This window comes from Paenisporosarcina sp. P4_D4 (assembly GCF_056401835.1).
This window is the reverse complement of record NZ_JBFUIO010000031.1, coordinates 14,313-28,980: the sequence shown is the minus strand read 5'-3', so window position 1 is coordinate 28,980 and position 14,668 is coordinate 14,313. Positions and strand designations below refer to the sequence as shown.

The window sequence follows — 14,668 nt, the reverse complement described above, 5'->3', positions numbered from 1 at the left end:
CAATAAAGAAACAGCATCCGTCACACATTTTTACGAGAAATTGCTTTTACTGAAAGATTTAATGGTAACCGAAACAGGAAAAAAATTAGCGTTGCAGCGTCATGAATTTATGTTGGCATTTATCGACCAACTGAAAATAGAAACGAGTGAAGAAAAATGAGCCATTTAATCGTATCAAACTTAACAAAAACAGTTGGAGAAAAAACGTTATTTGAAAACATCGATTTTACAATATACGCTGGCGAACGTGCTGGACTGATTGGTGTTAATGGAACAGGTAAATCAACGTTTCTTTCCATTCTTGCCAATCAGATAGAGGCAGATCAACTCTCAATGGACCATCCGAACCAATACCGTATATCGTTTTTAGAACAGGACCCTCAATTCGCAGAGGATTTAACGGTATTACAAGCGGTGTTCAGTGGAGATGCACCTGTATTACAGATTAATAGAAAGTACGAAGATGCTCTTGAAAAATTAACTGAAGATTCGTCATCTGTCGAAAATCAGGACGCCTACATGAAAATACAGCAGGAAATGGACCAATATAATGCTTGGGATATCAATGCAGTCGCTAAAACAGCCTTATCGAAACTTGGAATTGATATGTTCGACCAAAAAGTAAATGAACTTTCGGGTGGACAATTGAAACGTGTTGCGTTAGCTAAAGTATTAATAGAACCTGCAGACTTAATATTATTGGACGAGCCTACCAACCATTTGGATGTTCAATCATCAGAATGGTTACAAGAAAGCTTGGCACGTTTGTCCAGTGCTATTATATTCGTAACCCATGATAGATATTTCCTGGATGGCGTATCTACTCATATCTATGAAATTGCTGACCAAACCATGTACACTCACCGTGGAAATTATGGAGATTATTTGGAAGCGAAAGCCATTCGTGAAGAAATGGCAGCATCTTCTCAATTGAAATTGCAGAACCGATTCCGCTCTGAACTGAAATGGATCCGACGCGGTGCCAAAGCGAGAACAACAAAACAAAAAGCGCGTATTCAGCGCTTTGAGCAATTGGACGACCAAATGGACCGTAACAATGACAATACATCTCTAGACATGAAACTGGCAACGACGCGATTAGGTAAAAAAGTGCTTGAAGGCATTGATTTATCAAAAGCATATGCAGGAAAACAAATCATCAAAGATTTTTCGTTTTTACTGCAGCCAGGAGATCGAATTGGTATTGTTGGACCAAATGGTGCCGGGAAAAGTACATTAATCAATATGCTGGCAGAAAAAATAGAGCCAGACAGTGGTGAATTGAGTATCGGGCAAACGGTCAAAATCGCTCATTTCGAGCAAACCATCCCACCAATGAATCCGAACACTCGTATGATTGAATATGTTCGAGAGTCTTCAAATGATATTGAAGGATCGGATGGAGTAAGACATTCAGCTGCCCAAATGCTTGAACGATTCTTGTTCCCACTAAAAGTCCATGGAACGCCAATTGGGAAATTGTCTGGCGGAGAACGCAAAAGACTTCATTTGCTAAAACTTCTTATGGAACAACCAAATGTCTTGCTATTGGATGAGCCAACAAATGACCTGGACATTCAAACATTGTCAGTGTTGGAAGATTTCATCGAACAATTCCCAGGTGTTGTTATCACAATTTCGCATGATCGTTTCTTCTTGGATCGTATTGCGAAAAAATTATGGGTACTAGACGGCAAAGGGAATACTCGAGAAGTACAGGAAATTTATTCTGACTTTTTACTTCAATCTCCTGAAGTGATTGTGGAAGATACGGTTGTTATCGAAAAAACCGAACCTGTAAAGCCGAAAGAACAAAAGAAAAAATTGTCATTCAAAGAACAAAAAGAATGGGAAACCATTGAATCAGATATCGAAAAAATAGAAGAGGCGATTATCGTTGCCGAAAAAGAAGTGGAATCTGCGGGTGCAGACTTCGAAAAATTGCAAAAAGCAACGAATCAACTCGAGGCTTTAAATGAGCAATATAACCACTTAATTGAGCGATGGGGTTATCTGCAAGAAATTATTGGGTCATGATAATATCCAAGTAGGAGGCGTTTTGCATGAAAATACTCACAATTGAACCGACACCAAGTCCGAATACCATGAAAGTAATTGTTGACCATGAACTTCCTTTTGGAAAAAGTTTTAATTATAAAAAGGATGAAACGTCAGAGGCACCTCAGGAAATCGTCTCCATTTTAAGTATACCTGGCGTTAAAGGGATTTATCATGTAGCGGATTTTTTAGCGATTGAACGGTTGGCTAAAAATGACTGGGAACAAATATTAGCTGAAGTGCGAAACGTATTTGGCGAAAATGACCAAGCCATTGCAAGTGGAGTACAAGTGGACGAACACTTCGGGGAAGTTTATGTACATGTACAACAAATCAAAGGAATTCCTCTTCAAGTGAAAGTATTTGACCAAACATCTGAAGAACGTATCGGCCTGTCTCCTCGGTTTGTTGAAGCCATGAATGCAAGCATGCATGATCAGGATGAAAACTATATATTGCAGCGCAAATGGGCAGATTTCGGAGTCCGTTACGGTGAGAAAAAAGAAATTGCCGAACAGATCAAAGAAGAAATCGAAGCTACCTATCCTGATTCTCGTCTGAGTATGTTGGTTGAAGCAACGAAGAGTCCAAAAAATGAAACGATTGTTCGTGGTCGCAAAGTAAGTCTCGAAGAATTCCAAGTAGATGCATGGGAAGAACGATTCCAATTGCTTGATCAAATGGCAGACCCATCAGTCGACGATTTGCCACTACTGGCCAAAGCATTGGAAGATGAACAAATGTCAATTCGCCGAGTGGCTACCGTTTATCTAGGTATGATTGATAACGAAGAAGTCATTCCTTATATGGAAAAGGCGTTACAGGATAAAAGTCCATCAGTTAGACGGACAGCAGGAGATTGCATGAGCGATCTTGGCTTCCCACAATTTGAAAAAGCGATGCAACATGCTTTAGCTGATAAAAATAAACTCGTACGCTGGCGCGCGGCAATGTTCTTATATGAGACAGGAACTGAAAATTCTTTACCAGCCCTTCATCAGGCGAAAGAAGATACTGAATTTGAAGTGAAGCTCCAAGTCAATATGGCCATTGCCCGCATCGAGCAAGGCGAAGAAGCAAAAGGCTCTGTTTGGAAACAAATGACGGAAGCGAGAAATCAGTAGTTTTTAAGTGAAATTTTTTGGAAAAATGTTAGCATTAGTGATTCGTATCACATTTGCTAACATTTTTGCAATTCTCATTACCATTTCTATTAAAACATCTAGAATAAGTGAAATCATTCGAAATACACGTTATGATAAAGAATGAAAAAGATTACGTCAAATAAAGCAATTGAAACCGAAAGAGGCGAAATATATGAATGCATACGATGAGTACATGAAAGAAGTAGTTAAACCCATGAGAGCAGAACTAGTGAATGTTGGCTTCAAGGAATTGACAACTGCCGATATGGTGAATGAACATATGGCGGAGGCTAAGGGAACATCTTTAGTGGTAATTAATTCAGTTTGTGGTTGTGCAGCTGGATTGGCACGTCCGGCAGTCTCTGAGGCATTAACAGAAGTGGAAAATAAGCCTGAACATTTGGTAACTGTTTTTGCAGGACAGGACCAGGAAGCGACTTATCAAATGCGCGCTTACTTTGAAGAAGTGCCACCAAGTTCACCTTCAATTGCAGTTGTGAAAGATGGTCAACTAGCTTACTTCATTCCGCGTGAACAAATTGAAGGGTTTCCGATGGAACAAATCAAAGATCATTTAGTTCAAGTATTGAACCAAGTTACATCTGCGTGAAAACGATTGTAACTACTGCTGGCAGGCCAACCGATTTGACGATACAGTTCGCGAAAAATGCTGCCAGCAAATTGGGATTGTCTTATATCGACCGTCAGAAAAGAACTGTCACTCAATTACAGCAACATTATCAAAGTAATGTGCTCGTGGCGGCTAAAAGTCGCTGGGAGTATCATGCGTTAAACTCAAAAGAACCGTTCTTTTATCATCCAAGCTCCGCAATGTTCCGATTGAAACGAGTGGCAAGAGGAGAACATGATCCTTTGCTGGATGTATGTCAACTGCAAACCGGGGATTCTTTCCTGGATTGTACACTTGGTTATGCATCGGACAGTTTGTTGGCCGCATATGCAGTAGGAGAGACTGGCACCATTCATGGCTGCGAAGCTAATCCTGTGCTTGCGTTTATTTTACATGAAGCTTTTCATGGAGGGCGAACTGATCATACGGAATATCAAAGCCTCATGAATCGCATTCAAGTGATTTCTTCTGATGCTGTTACTTATTTGAAGCAGCTAGCAGACAAATCTGTTGATGTCATTTATATGGACCCTATGTTTGAAACTTCTATTACGGAGTCAGTAAATATAAGTCCATTGCGGGCATTGGGGATTCAGGATGCTTTAAACGAAGAATGGGTAGAGGAAGCAAAACGCGTTGCTAAAAAGCGAGTAGTGTTAAAGGCGCATTTTGGCTCACCTTGGTTCGAACAGTTTGGTTTTGAACAAATCAAACGGCCAAATACAAAATTTCATTATGGATTCATAGAAAAAGCTGCAACTCAATGAATGAGTTGCAGCTTTTCATGTTCAGTCTGTAAAGTTTAAAGAAGTCAAGTACGCGAGCAAAAGTAACATTCCAATTCCAATCACTGTATGCATGTCCATAATAATTCCTCCTACTTAAAAAACGAAGCGATTTCTACATTTTTATTGTACAATGAATTATAGAAAGATGAAACCTTTTCGTGATTCAATTCGTATAACTTATAGAATCTTGTTAAAAATTGTACAAACTTGAAGGTGATAATGGATGAAAAATTGGATTCAGAAAACGTTAGTAATTGCAGTTGCACTTCTGACATTTGGTGTAATATCGCCTAACCATGTAATTTGGGAAAACTTACTGGATGAAAAAGCGAACCAAAAATCGATTTCTTCCCACAATACGCAACCTACATATGCTGTGGAATGGTCTGAAGAAGCACCATCTACTTTTCTTGGAGATGCCATTGTTCAAGCAAAAGAGCAATCATTAGTTAAGTTCGGCTCACGTATTGGTCCCGTTATCACCAATGAATTTGACGAAGTCATCTTCCCGAAAATTCAAGAAGCGATTGAAATGACTTTATTTGAAATGGACAACAAAACACTCAACTCATTGGCAATCAGTGAAAACCCATCCGGGGATCACAGTGAAAAGATTTTCCACATTTTTGATACAACAACGAAATCCGATGTAATCCGTTTTCATGTAAGAACGGAGAACCGACCTCAAGACGGTTATTATTTTAATTTTCATTACCATACATCGTCAGATGAATTCGCCAAACACTACATGTTAGGTGATATTTATTGGTCGAAAAACATGCCACCAAAGTGGTTATCATAATGCATAAGACCTTTTTCAATGCATGTCGCTGAAAAAGGTTTTTTCACATCTAAATTTCTGGAGGTTATATATATGGATCAGTATTTGCAACTTTGTAAAACAATTCTGGCTAATGGTGCAGTAAAAGATGACCGTACGGGAACCGGTACAAAAAGTATTTTCGGCTATCAAATGCGTTTCGATTTAACGAAAGGATTTCCTTTAATGACAACGAAACGGACAGCAATGAGATTGATTGTTTCTGAATTGCTTTGGTTTTTAAAAGGGGATACCAATGTAAAAACGTTAATCGCTGAAAACAACCATATTTGGGATGAATGGGCTTTTGAAAAATGGGTAAATAGCGAAGACTATAATGGTCCGGATATGACGGACTTTGGTTTGCGTGCAGCACAAGATGAAGCATTTCAACAAATTGTAGATGAGCAAATGGTTATTTTCAGGGAGAGAATTCTGTCCGATGATGAGTTTGCGAAAAACTATGGGGATCTTGGTCCTGTGTATGGCCGTCAATGGCGTTCATGGCCATCGGCTGATGGGACATCAATTGATCAGTTGAAGAATCTCATCACGTCACTAAAAAACAATCCAGATTCGAGACGACATATTGTCACTGCATGGAATCCATCTGAAGTAGATCAAATGGCCTTGCCTCCGTGTCATACATTTTTCCAGTTTTATGTTGCCGACAACAAGTTGTCATGTCAATTGTATCAGCGAAGTGCTGATGTTTTCTTGGGTGTACCTTTTAACATTGCTTCTTACGCTTTATTGACCCATTTGATTGCAAGGGAATGCAATCTGGAAGTCGGCGAATTTGTCCATACACTAGGCGATGCGCACATTTATTCAAATCATATGGATCAAGTGAACGAACAACTTGCGAGGGAGCCTCGTGATTTGCCCACATTGTCGATTTCAAGTGATAAGACGTCCATATTTGATTTTGAAACCTCGGATATTTCAGTAGAAGGATACAATCCACATCCACGAATTAAAGCACCGATTGCGGTGTAGAGAGAAGGAGTTTTATGATTTCATTAATCGTTGCACATGATATGAATCGCGTAATTGGCAAAGACAATAAAATGCCATGGCATATTCCAAATGAACTGGCTTATTTTAAGGAAAAAACGATGGGGAAGGCCATTGTGATGGGACGCAATACGTTTGAATCCATTGGACGTCCTTTGCCTGGCCGTTTGAACATAGTGATTACACGGAATACTTCTTATAATCCGGAAGGAGTAACAATTGTCCATTCGATTGAAGAAGCGATTGAGATTGCAAGAAAGCATCATGAAGAAGTCATGATCATTGGTGGGGAGCAAATTTTTAAAGAAGTTCTACCATATTCAGACTTGATTTATGTCACGCTTATTCAGAATGAGTTTGAAGGAGATACGTTTTTCCCACCTTATGAAGACGGCTGGGATGTTGCTTCCACTTCAGAAACCATTACAACAGATAGCGGGTTACAATACCAATACATGATTTATAAAAAGAAAAACATGGTGCAGGAGCTTGTTTAATTCTGTACGGACTTTTTCATTTTTATTTGGTTATTTGCCCTTTAGTTTGAAAGATTTACGTAAAGTGCAAAATCAACGCCATCTTTTGTCAACAGAAGATTATGATGTACTTGTACACCGTCAGCCTAAGAAATGGGCTGACGGTATTTTAAAGCGGACGAAAAGCACCTTCGATGTAAAAGGGTTGGAGCTCATACCAGAAGGTCCGGTCCTCTTTGTCAGTAATCATGAAGGCAATTTCGATATTCCATCGCTCATTGCCCATATTCCTAAGCCATTTGCTTTTATGTCAAAAATAGAAGTGAAGAAACTACCTATTATTAAAGACTGGATGGAAGCAATGAATTGCGTGTTCATTGACCGTTCTAATCGAAGAAGTGCCATGCAGTCAATTACGGATATGATCGAAACATTGAAAAATGGGCATTCCATGATTATTTTCCCTGAAGGTACCCGTAGTAAAGGAAAATCAGTTCGGGAATTCAAGTCTGGTTTTGCCAGAATCGCAAAAGAAGCTCATGTCACGATTGTACCGATTGCCATTACAGGTACGTCAGAAATTATGGAAAAGAACAAAAATAAAATAAAACCGGCCCATGTAAACATTCGCGTTATAGCACCTATTTCGATTGAAACAATTCAAACTCTGTCATTAAAAGAATTGATTGATCTTGTTCAACAAAAAATTTCAAATGAAGTAGAGCTGTTACAACACTCAAAAATTTGATGCTGATACCTAATCATCTGCTTTGTTAGTACATGGCTCATATTGGACAGCTCTAATAGTTTACATTTCCTTCAAATCTTTTTTATAATAACTATATGAAGAGAAAGGTGTGACCGGATTGGCGAAAATACATATCGTAACCGATTCAACAGCAGATTTAACGAATGAACAAATTACTCAGCATTCAATCCATGTTGTACCCTTAACGATACACATCGATGGAAAGACATACATTGATAGAGTGGACATCCAGGGAGATTCGTTTTTGGAAATGATGAAGACATCAAAGGAACTGCCAAAAAGTTCACAGCCGGCAGTTGGCGTATTCCAGGAACTCTACGATGAGTTAGGGAAGAATGGGGATCAAATCATTTCCATACACATGACTGGTGGTATGAGTGGAACGGTTAAATCTGCACAAGCAGCTGCTGAAATGACCAATTCTGACGTAACAGTGATTGACTCACGATTTATTTCATATGCTTTATCATTTCAAGTTTTAGAAGCAGCACAATTGGCACAACAAGGTGCGACAGTTGAAGAAATTGTAAAGAAGCTGGACATCATGCGTGAGAACACAAATCTTTTTGTTGTTGTTGATACGTTGGAAAATTTGGTTAAAGGTGGCCGTATTGGCAAAGGGAAAGCATTAGTAGGCTCATTGTTGTCAATTAAGCCAATTGCCTCGCTAGAAGGAGGAGAATACACTCCCGTCCATAAAGCAAGAAGCCATAAACAAGTGGTTCAATATTTATATAAACAGTTTTTAGAAGACACTAAAGGTAAAAAAGTGAAAGCTGTGGGCATCTCCCAAGCTAACGGCTTTGCGATGGCAGATCCATTGAAAAAATTAATTGAGGAATCCAGTTTTCATGATGTTTCAATAGGATATACGACGCCAATTGTTAGTACCCATACTGGTATTGGCGCTATTGGTTTTATGTACACCGTCGAATAAAGAAGGAAACGAGCAGGGAGAGATCCCTGCTTTTCTAATGAGAGGGAGAGGGAAAATGATAAAACGATTGATACTTGTCATCTTGGTGAGCGTATTCATCTTGACAGGATGTCAATTTGGCCAAATAAGCAGCCCTGATTTTTCATCAAGACAACCATTTGCAATGAAAGATTTCTTTATAAGTGAAACGTTTTTTCCAGATGATATCATGCTAGTTGGTTTAGGTGATTCTTTAACACAAGGAGTAGGGGATGAACGGAAAATGGGAGGGTATTTGGGACGCCTGGCGTCTGAAATGGAAAATTTTCAAGGAATCCGTGAAGTTGACTTAAGGAACGAAGCGAAGAGGGGAAAGCGAAGTGACCAATTATTGAAGCAACTGAAATCTGGTGACATTAACGAACCCATTCAGGAAGCTGATTTAATTATTGTGACAATCGGTGGAAACGACATCATGCGCATCGTCAAGCAAGATTTATTTCAATTGCGAATTGCTGCTTTTCAGAAAGAGTTAGTGAAATTCTCTGAGCGCTATTCGGAAATTCTCATGGAAATCAGAAAAACCAATCCGAATTCACCCATTCTCATGGTTGGCTTATACAATCCGTTTACGGTTGTGACAAATGAAAAAAATGAGTTTGATCAAATCATGATGAATTGGAACGAAGCAATTCTTAACACTTCTTACACCGACGTAAATGCTTGTTTTGTACCTGTAAGCGATTTATTCAACTCGAACGAAAACATGGTTTATCATACGGATTTTTTTCATCCAAATAGTAAAGGCTATGAACAAATGAAAGACCGCATACTGGAATCCCTTGAATCTTGCGGTTTAAAACACTTAGCAAAAGGGGAAAAGGATTTTTAAGGAGTTGACATATTAATGAATGGATGGAAAGTTGCTTTTTTACTATTAATTGCACTAATAATTACTTCTGTAGTTGTTTTTGTTATTTGGATGACTTCACCTTCTGAAAAAACGATTATTCCTGAACCACAGGCAACTTCCGATGGAAATGTGTTGACGCTAAAGACCACCAAAGAAGATTTTGAAGGCATTGCTAATTCGTACATAAGTGAAGCGATAAATATAAAGCCGATGCCAGTCGTTCTAAGTGTGGAGGATCAAATACTCCTGTCTACTGAACTTACTATTTTTTCAACCAAACTTCCCGTCATCATGAAATTTGATCCGCTGGTCGAGCCGAATGGCAACTTGAGACTGGTTCAAACAGGAGTAGAAGTCGGTCCATTAGAGCTTGATCCAAAATACGTGTTAAACTTACTGAAGGATTCCGTAACTTTGCCTGAATGGATGATTGTACGACCGGATGAAGAAGATGTGTATATCGATCTATCCCGTATTCCGATGAAATCCAATGTGAAAGTTAAAGCAAAAGAATTTAATCTACAAAAAGATGAAATCACTCTCGAGATACTTGTTCCGAGTAACTAAAGGAGGTCTACTCATGACCATTGAAAAAGCAACATTTGCAGGTGGATGTTTCTGGTGCATGGTGAAGCCATTTGACTCGTATGAAGGCATCCATTCAGTTATTTCAGGATATACAGGTGGAGATGTAGAGAATCCGACGTACGAACAAGTATGCACGAATTCTACTGGACATAAAGAAGCTGTACAGATTACCTTTGATTCAAATGTGTTTCCTTACGAACAACTTGTTGAACTGTTTTGGATGCAAATTGATCCGACAGATCCTGGGGGTCAATTTTTTGATCGCGGATCTTCTTATGAGACCGCAATTTTTTACCATAGTGAAGAACAAAGACAGATTGCTGAAAAATCCAAACAAGAATTACAAGACAGCGGAAAATTCTCGCATCCAATTGTCACCCCAATTGTGGAAGTGAAAGCATTTTATCCAGCAGAACAGTATCATCAGGACTACTATAAAAAAAATCCAACACACTACGAACGTTATCAGGTAGGATCCGGAAGAGCAGGATTTAAACAAAAAATGTGGGGTGATCAAAAATGACTAAAGAAGATTTAAAAAATAAACTGACACCTATGCAATATCACGTAACTCAAGAAAATGGAACAGAGCCGCCACATCGCAATGAATTTGATCAACATTTTAATGAAGGTATTTATGTTGATATTGTTTCCGGAATACCCTTGTTCAGTTCAAAAGATAAATATGATGCTGGCTGCGGATGGCCAAGTTTCACTAAGCCTATCGATGGTCCGGAAGTAACAGAACATACAGATGTTTCTCACGGCATGACCAGGACTGAAGTAAGAAGTAAAACAGCCAATTCGCATTTAGGGCACGTTTTTCCGGATGGGCCAGGTCCTGAAGGTTTACGTTATTGCATTAATTCAGCGGCATTGAAATTCATTCCGAAAGAGAAGTTGCAAGAAGAAGGATACAGTGAATATTTAAGTTACTTTTAAAGAAAAAGCTAAACTCGAATAACTAAGAGTTTAGCTTTTTCCTCTGCTTAGACTTTTACTTTATGTTGGAAAACCTGTATATATAGAATATAAGAACACTTTCTTTGGAGGTTAATATGAATCATACATTCTATAAATACACCCTGACTTTCAGAGGAGGACCAAAATCGGATCTTAAGGCTATGTTTGCGGAAGTTATGTTTCAGGATTTGCCTTTCCCAAAGCAATCTTCCGATTTTGAAGAAATTTCCCGTTACATTGAAGAATTGGCGCACCCCGATATGAGCGCAAGTATTTTTGATGAAATTTGGTCGTTATATGAAACAAATGTCCTTTCTCAATCGTAAATATGTATAGAAACTAATTAGGAGGAATGTATATGTCGATTTTCAATAAAGTATTAGCATCTGTAGGTGTGGGTAATGCAAGAGTAGATACAAAACTGAACGATTCTGCTTTTGTTGCAGGTGAATTGATCTCAGGAGTCACTGAAGTGGTTGGGGGAAACATATCTCAAAACGTGGATAGTATTTATATTAAAGTTTATACCACGTACGAACGCGAATCGAACGACAATAAATACACAGATTCAGTCGCAATTTATTCTCACAAATTAAACGAACCATTCACGATTGAAAAAGGAGAGAAAAAGGCATTTCCATTTTCATTCAATCTTCCGCTCATTACTCCAGTCACCATGGGAAGAACGAGAGTTTGGTTACAAACCGGTCTTGACATTAAAAATGCAGTGGATCCTGGAGATAAAGATTTGATTGAAATCCGACCGAATGCTTTTGTACAGGCTGGGTTGACTGCTGCTCAAAATTTAGGTCTTAAATTACGTAAAGTGGATTGTGAAGAAGCACCGCGTGCATACAGAGGTATTACTCCTTTCGTTCAGGAATTCGAGTTTTTTGCAGCATCTGGACCATTTAGAGGGAAATTTGATGAAATTGAACTTACGTTTATTCCAAAAGGATTGGATCAGGTTGAATTACTTATCCAAGTCGATCGTAAAGTGCGAGGCTTGGGTAGCTTGTTCTCGGAAGCACTGAATATGGATGAGTCATATATCCGTATGACTTTGTCAAAAACTGATTTATCATCTCTTGAGTCCCGATTAAATCAGGAAATTGCTCGTTACGTTTAACACAGTTTGCATATCGACACAAAAAACAGTATGATAGTACGGAAATGTTTATAAAGTGAGGTTACAAAGATGAGTGTTCATATTAATGCTAAAAAAGGCGATATCGCTGATACGATTTTATTACCGGGAGATCCACTACGTGCTAAATACATTGCAGAAACGTTTTTGGAAGACGTTGTTCAGTACAATGAAGTACGTAATATGTTCGGATACACTGGAACTTACAAAGGGAAACGTATTTCTGTACAAGGAACAGGAATGGGCGTACCTTCAATTTCGATTTACGTTACAGAATTAATGGCTGAATATGATGTTCAAAAATTAATTCGTGTAGGGACTTGTGGTTCAATTCACCAAGACGTTAAACTCCGTGATGTAATCATTGCACAAAGTGCTTCAACGGATTCCAAAATGAACGATATCATTTTCAACGGCGTTACCTTTGCACCGACAGCAGATTTCGATTTACTATTAAAAGCTTACAATGCTGGTAAAGAAAAAGGCTTGAATCTAAAAGTAGGTAATGTATTCACTGAGGATGTATTCTACAACGAGCATGCTGAGCATGAAAAATGGGCTCAATATGGAATTTTGGCACTTGAAATGGAGTCAGCTGCTCTGTATACATTAGCAGCTAAATTTGGCCGTCAAGCTCTTGCAATCCTAACAGTAAGTGATCACTTGTTAACAGGGGAAGTAACATCTTCTGAAGAACGTCAATTGACATTTAACGACATGATTGAAGTAGCATTGGATGCTGCAATTCAAGATTAATTAGAATATTTTAAAAGGCTGTCATATCATTTTTTGGCAGCCTTTTTCTTTCCGTTTACTTGAAGTAACTGATAAACTATACATAACTATTGAAGCATGTATTTTAATGGTTTCGATTTGAAAGTGGTGAATGACTTGGATGAAATGAAAAACAATACGGAACAAACAGAAGGACAACCTGAACAACCGGAACATGTACAACATGATGGACCAGCAGGAAAGTATATACGCTTGAAACCTTTCTTTTTCATCATGCTGATTTTCACATTAATTTTGAGTACAGCAGGATTAACGATTTTTGCTTTAACATTTGGCGATGAGAAGGTAGTCGAAGTCGGAGCTCCTGAAAGAAGAGAGTTTACAAAGTTATACCAGGCGTATGATGAATTGAAGGCTGGCTACTACGCTGATATTGACCAAGACGCTATTGTCAACGGAGCAATCAATGGAATGATTGAAGCCCTGGGGGATCCTTACTCCGATTATATGAACCAAGAAGAGGCTGCTCAATTCGAAGAAAGTATTTCTTCAAGTTTCCAGGGAATCGGTGCTGAAATACAAGAACGCAATGGAGTTATCTCTGTAGTGTCACCCATTAAAAATTCACCAGCTGAAAAAGCAGGGATTTTGCCAAATGACAAAATCATTGCAGTTGATGGGAAAAACATTCACGGTATGAGTGCTTCAGAAGCCGTATTGCTGATTCGTGGAGAAAAAGGCACATCCGTTTCGTTGACTATTCAACGTGGTGAAATGAAAGAACCGCTTGAAATTGAAATTGTGCGTGACGAAATTCCGATTGAAACTGTTTATGCAGAGCTATTGGAAGGTAAAGTTGCACACATTCAAATTACAAGTTTCTCAACCAATACGTATGATGAACTGCTTGCAGCCATAACTGATATGGAGGAAAAGGGAATGAAAGCATTAGTGCTGGACGTCCGCCAAAATCCAGGTGGCTTGTTGACTTCAGCTATTGATATCTCCAATTTGTTTGTTGATGATGGCAAACCTTTATTCCAGACCCAGGAAAAAGGGAAGGAAGCAGAAATTTACTATGCAACGAATGGAACGAAAGTTAAAGTACCTGTTTCTTTATTAATAGATGAAGGTAGTGCTTCTGCTTCAGAAATTCTTGCAGCTGCAATGAGTGAATCGGCCGGTACAAAATTGGTAGGCTTAAATTCATTCGGTAAAGGAACGGTACAAACAGCAAATGAATTAAAAGATGGATCTAATATGAAATTCACAACTGCGAAATGGTTAACTCCTGAAGGCAATTGGATTCACGAAAAAGGGATTGCCCCTGACGTGAAAGTAGAATATCCACCTTATACGCAGCTTGCGTATTTGGATGCGTCTATCGAAATGAAAAATGGCGTTTTATCTGATCAAGTGAAAGCTGCAGAAGAAATGCTTACTGCAATTGGCATTGATACAGGAAAAGTGGATGGACTGTTTGATGATCAAACGGAAGCTGCTGTGAAACAAGTTCAAAAAGAAGCAAAACTTGAAGAAACGGGCGTCTTGACGGGTGATTCGACGTTTGCCTTAATGGACCGTTTACGTGTGAAAATCAAAAAGGATGATCCACAACTTTTGAAAGCAAAAGATTTGGTATTAGAAGAACTAGCAAAATAAACAAAAGCTGGCCTGCAACTTGAGGCCAGCTTTTTTCACC

17 protein-coding genes and 1 pseudogene are annotated in these 14,668 nt (G+C 38.7%); all 18 read left to right on the top strand.

Going from position 1 to position 14,668, the window contains the following annotated elements; translation table 11 throughout:
- Positions 1-160, top strand: a pseudogene (locus AC1DSL_RS09395) (HD domain-containing protein); the annotation flags it as partial.
- On the top strand, positions 157-2,037 hold the full coding sequence (locus tag AC1DSL_RS09390) for an ABC-F family ATP-binding cassette domain-containing protein (protein WP_016427345.1): 1,881 nt from the start codon (positions 157-159) through the stop codon (positions 2,035-2,037). The pseudogene AC1DSL_RS09395 and the gene AC1DSL_RS09390, both read left to right, overlap by 4 nt.
- A gap of 26 nt (positions 2,038-2,063) precedes the next feature.
- Entirely contained in the window at positions 2,064-3,182 is a 1,119-nt protein-coding gene (locus AC1DSL_RS09385) for a virulence factor (RefSeq protein ID WP_477531978.1), read from the top strand.
- A gap of 193 nt (positions 3,183-3,375) precedes the next feature.
- A complete protein-coding gene (locus tag AC1DSL_RS09380) occupies positions 3,376-3,813 on the top strand; it encodes a BrxA/BrxB family bacilliredoxin (protein ID WP_342543760.1) in 438 nt (145 codons plus the stop codon).
- Positions 3,810-4,601 carry a class I SAM-dependent methyltransferase gene (locus AC1DSL_RS09375; protein ID WP_477531977.1) on the top strand — a complete coding sequence of 264 codons (792 nt, stop codon included), beginning with the start codon at positions 3,810-3,812 and terminating at the stop codon, positions 4,599-4,601. Before AC1DSL_RS09380 ends, AC1DSL_RS09375 begins: the two co-directional genes overlap by 4 nt.
- Before the next feature lie 244 nt (positions 4,602-4,845).
- Entirely contained in the window at positions 4,846-5,424 is a 579-nt protein-coding gene (locus AC1DSL_RS09370; protein ID WP_477531976.1) for a YpjP family protein, read from the top strand.
- A 72-nt stretch (positions 5,425-5,496) separates the two neighbouring features.
- Positions 5,497-6,441 carry a thymidylate synthase gene (locus AC1DSL_RS09365; protein ID WP_477531975.1) on the top strand — a complete coding sequence of 315 codons (945 nt, stop codon included), beginning with the start codon at positions 5,497-5,499 and terminating at the stop codon, positions 6,439-6,441.
- 14 nt (positions 6,442-6,455) lie between these two features.
- Complete coding sequence (locus AC1DSL_RS09360; protein WP_477531974.1) at positions 6,456-6,956, top strand: dihydrofolate reductase; 501 nt, start codon at positions 6,456-6,458, stop codon at positions 6,954-6,956.
- Positions 6,949-7,683 carry a lysophospholipid acyltransferase family protein gene (locus tag AC1DSL_RS09355; protein WP_477531973.1) on the top strand — a complete coding sequence of 245 codons (735 nt, stop codon included), beginning with the start codon at positions 6,949-6,951 and terminating at the stop codon, positions 7,681-7,683. The genes AC1DSL_RS09360 and AC1DSL_RS09355 overlap by 8 nt, the downstream gene beginning before the upstream one ends.
- A 118-nt stretch (positions 7,684-7,801) precedes the next feature.
- Positions 7,802-8,641 (top strand): DegV family protein, encoded by an 840-nt coding sequence (locus AC1DSL_RS09350; RefSeq protein WP_477531972.1) that lies wholly within the window; start codon positions 7,802-7,804, stop codon positions 8,639-8,641.
- Between the two features lie 55 nt (positions 8,642-8,696).
- Positions 8,697-9,512, top strand: a complete 816-nt coding sequence (locus AC1DSL_RS09345) for a GDSL-type esterase/lipase family protein (protein ID WP_342541664.1) — start codon at positions 8,697-8,699, stop codon at positions 9,510-9,512.
- Between the two features lie 15 nt (positions 9,513-9,527).
- Complete coding sequence (locus AC1DSL_RS09340) at positions 9,528-10,100, top strand: YpmS family protein (protein WP_016427335.1); 573 nt, start codon at positions 9,528-9,530, stop codon at positions 10,098-10,100.
- A gap of 13 nt (positions 10,101-10,113) precedes the next feature.
- The gene (msrA, locus tag AC1DSL_RS09335) at positions 10,114-10,644 is read left to right on the top strand and encodes a peptide-methionine (S)-S-oxide reductase MsrA (protein ID WP_477531971.1); all 531 of its coding nucleotides are present in this window, start codon (positions 10,114-10,116) and stop codon (positions 10,642-10,644) included.
- Positions 10,641-11,063 (top strand): peptide-methionine (R)-S-oxide reductase MsrB, encoded by a 423-nt coding sequence (gene msrB / locus AC1DSL_RS09330; RefSeq protein ID WP_016427333.1) that lies wholly within the window; start codon positions 10,641-10,643, stop codon positions 11,061-11,063. The genes msrA and msrB overlap by 4 nt, the downstream gene beginning before the upstream one ends.
- Before the next feature lie 116 nt (positions 11,064-11,179).
- Positions 11,180-11,410 carry a YozE family protein gene (locus AC1DSL_RS09325; protein ID WP_016427332.1) on the top strand — a complete coding sequence of 77 codons (231 nt, stop codon included), beginning with the start codon at positions 11,180-11,182 and terminating at the stop codon, positions 11,408-11,410.
- A gap of 32 nt (positions 11,411-11,442) precedes the next feature.
- Positions 11,443-12,213 carry a sporulation protein gene (locus tag AC1DSL_RS09320; RefSeq protein ID WP_477531970.1) on the top strand — a complete coding sequence of 257 codons (771 nt, stop codon included), beginning with the start codon at positions 11,443-11,445 and terminating at the stop codon, positions 12,211-12,213.
- A gap of 69 nt (positions 12,214-12,282) precedes the next feature.
- Positions 12,283-12,987 carry a purine-nucleoside phosphorylase gene (deoD, locus tag AC1DSL_RS09315; protein WP_477531969.1) on the top strand — a complete coding sequence of 235 codons (705 nt, stop codon included), beginning with the start codon at positions 12,283-12,285 and terminating at the stop codon, positions 12,985-12,987.
- A gap of 135 nt (positions 12,988-13,122) precedes the next feature.
- Complete coding sequence (locus AC1DSL_RS09310; protein ID WP_477531968.1) at positions 13,123-14,628, top strand: lmo1851 family serine protease; 1,506 nt, start codon at positions 13,123-13,125, stop codon at positions 14,626-14,628.
- Positions 14,629-14,668 lie beyond the last annotated feature (40 nt).

Bases quoted from the DNA above. Each gene is read 5' to 3' on its own strand.
- AC1DSL_RS09360 (WP_477531974.1), top strand. From the start codon at position 6,456: ATGATTTCATTAATCGTTGCACATGATATGAATCGCGTAATTGGCAAA.
- AC1DSL_RS09325 (WP_016427332.1), top strand. From the start codon at position 11,180: ATGAATCATACATTCTATAAATACACCCTGACTTTCAGAGGAGGACCA.
- AC1DSL_RS09380 (WP_342543760.1), top strand. From the start codon at position 3,376: ATGAATGCATACGATGAGTACATGAAAGAAGTAGTTAAACCCATGAGA.
- AC1DSL_RS09340 (WP_016427335.1), top strand. From the start codon at position 9,528: ATGAATGGATGGAAAGTTGCTTTTTTACTATTAATTGCACTAATAATT.
- AC1DSL_RS09345 (WP_342541664.1), top strand. From the start codon at position 8,697: ATGATAAAACGATTGATACTTGTCATCTTGGTGAGCGTATTCATCTTG.
- AC1DSL_RS09370 (WP_477531976.1), top strand. From the start codon at position 4,846: ATGAAAAATTGGATTCAGAAAACGTTAGTAATTGCAGTTGCACTTCTG.
- msrB (WP_016427333.1), top strand. From the start codon at position 10,641: ATGACTAAAGAAGATTTAAAAAATAAACTGACACCTATGCAATATCAC.
- deoD (WP_477531969.1), top strand. From the start codon at position 12,283: ATGAGTGTTCATATTAATGCTAAAAAAGGCGATATCGCTGATACGATT.
- AC1DSL_RS09385 (WP_477531978.1), top strand. From the start codon at position 2,064: ATGAAAATACTCACAATTGAACCGACACCAAGTCCGAATACCATGAAA.
- AC1DSL_RS09365 (WP_477531975.1), top strand. From the start codon at position 5,497: ATGGATCAGTATTTGCAACTTTGTAAAACAATTCTGGCTAATGGTGCA.
- AC1DSL_RS09390 (WP_016427345.1), top strand. From the start codon at position 157: ATGAGCCATTTAATCGTATCAAACTTAACAAAAACAGTTGGAGAAAAA.
- AC1DSL_RS09320 (WP_477531970.1), top strand. From the start codon at position 11,443: ATGTCGATTTTCAATAAAGTATTAGCATCTGTAGGTGTGGGTAATGCA.
- msrA (WP_477531971.1), top strand. From the start codon at position 10,114: ATGACCATTGAAAAAGCAACATTTGCAGGTGGATGTTTCTGGTGCATG.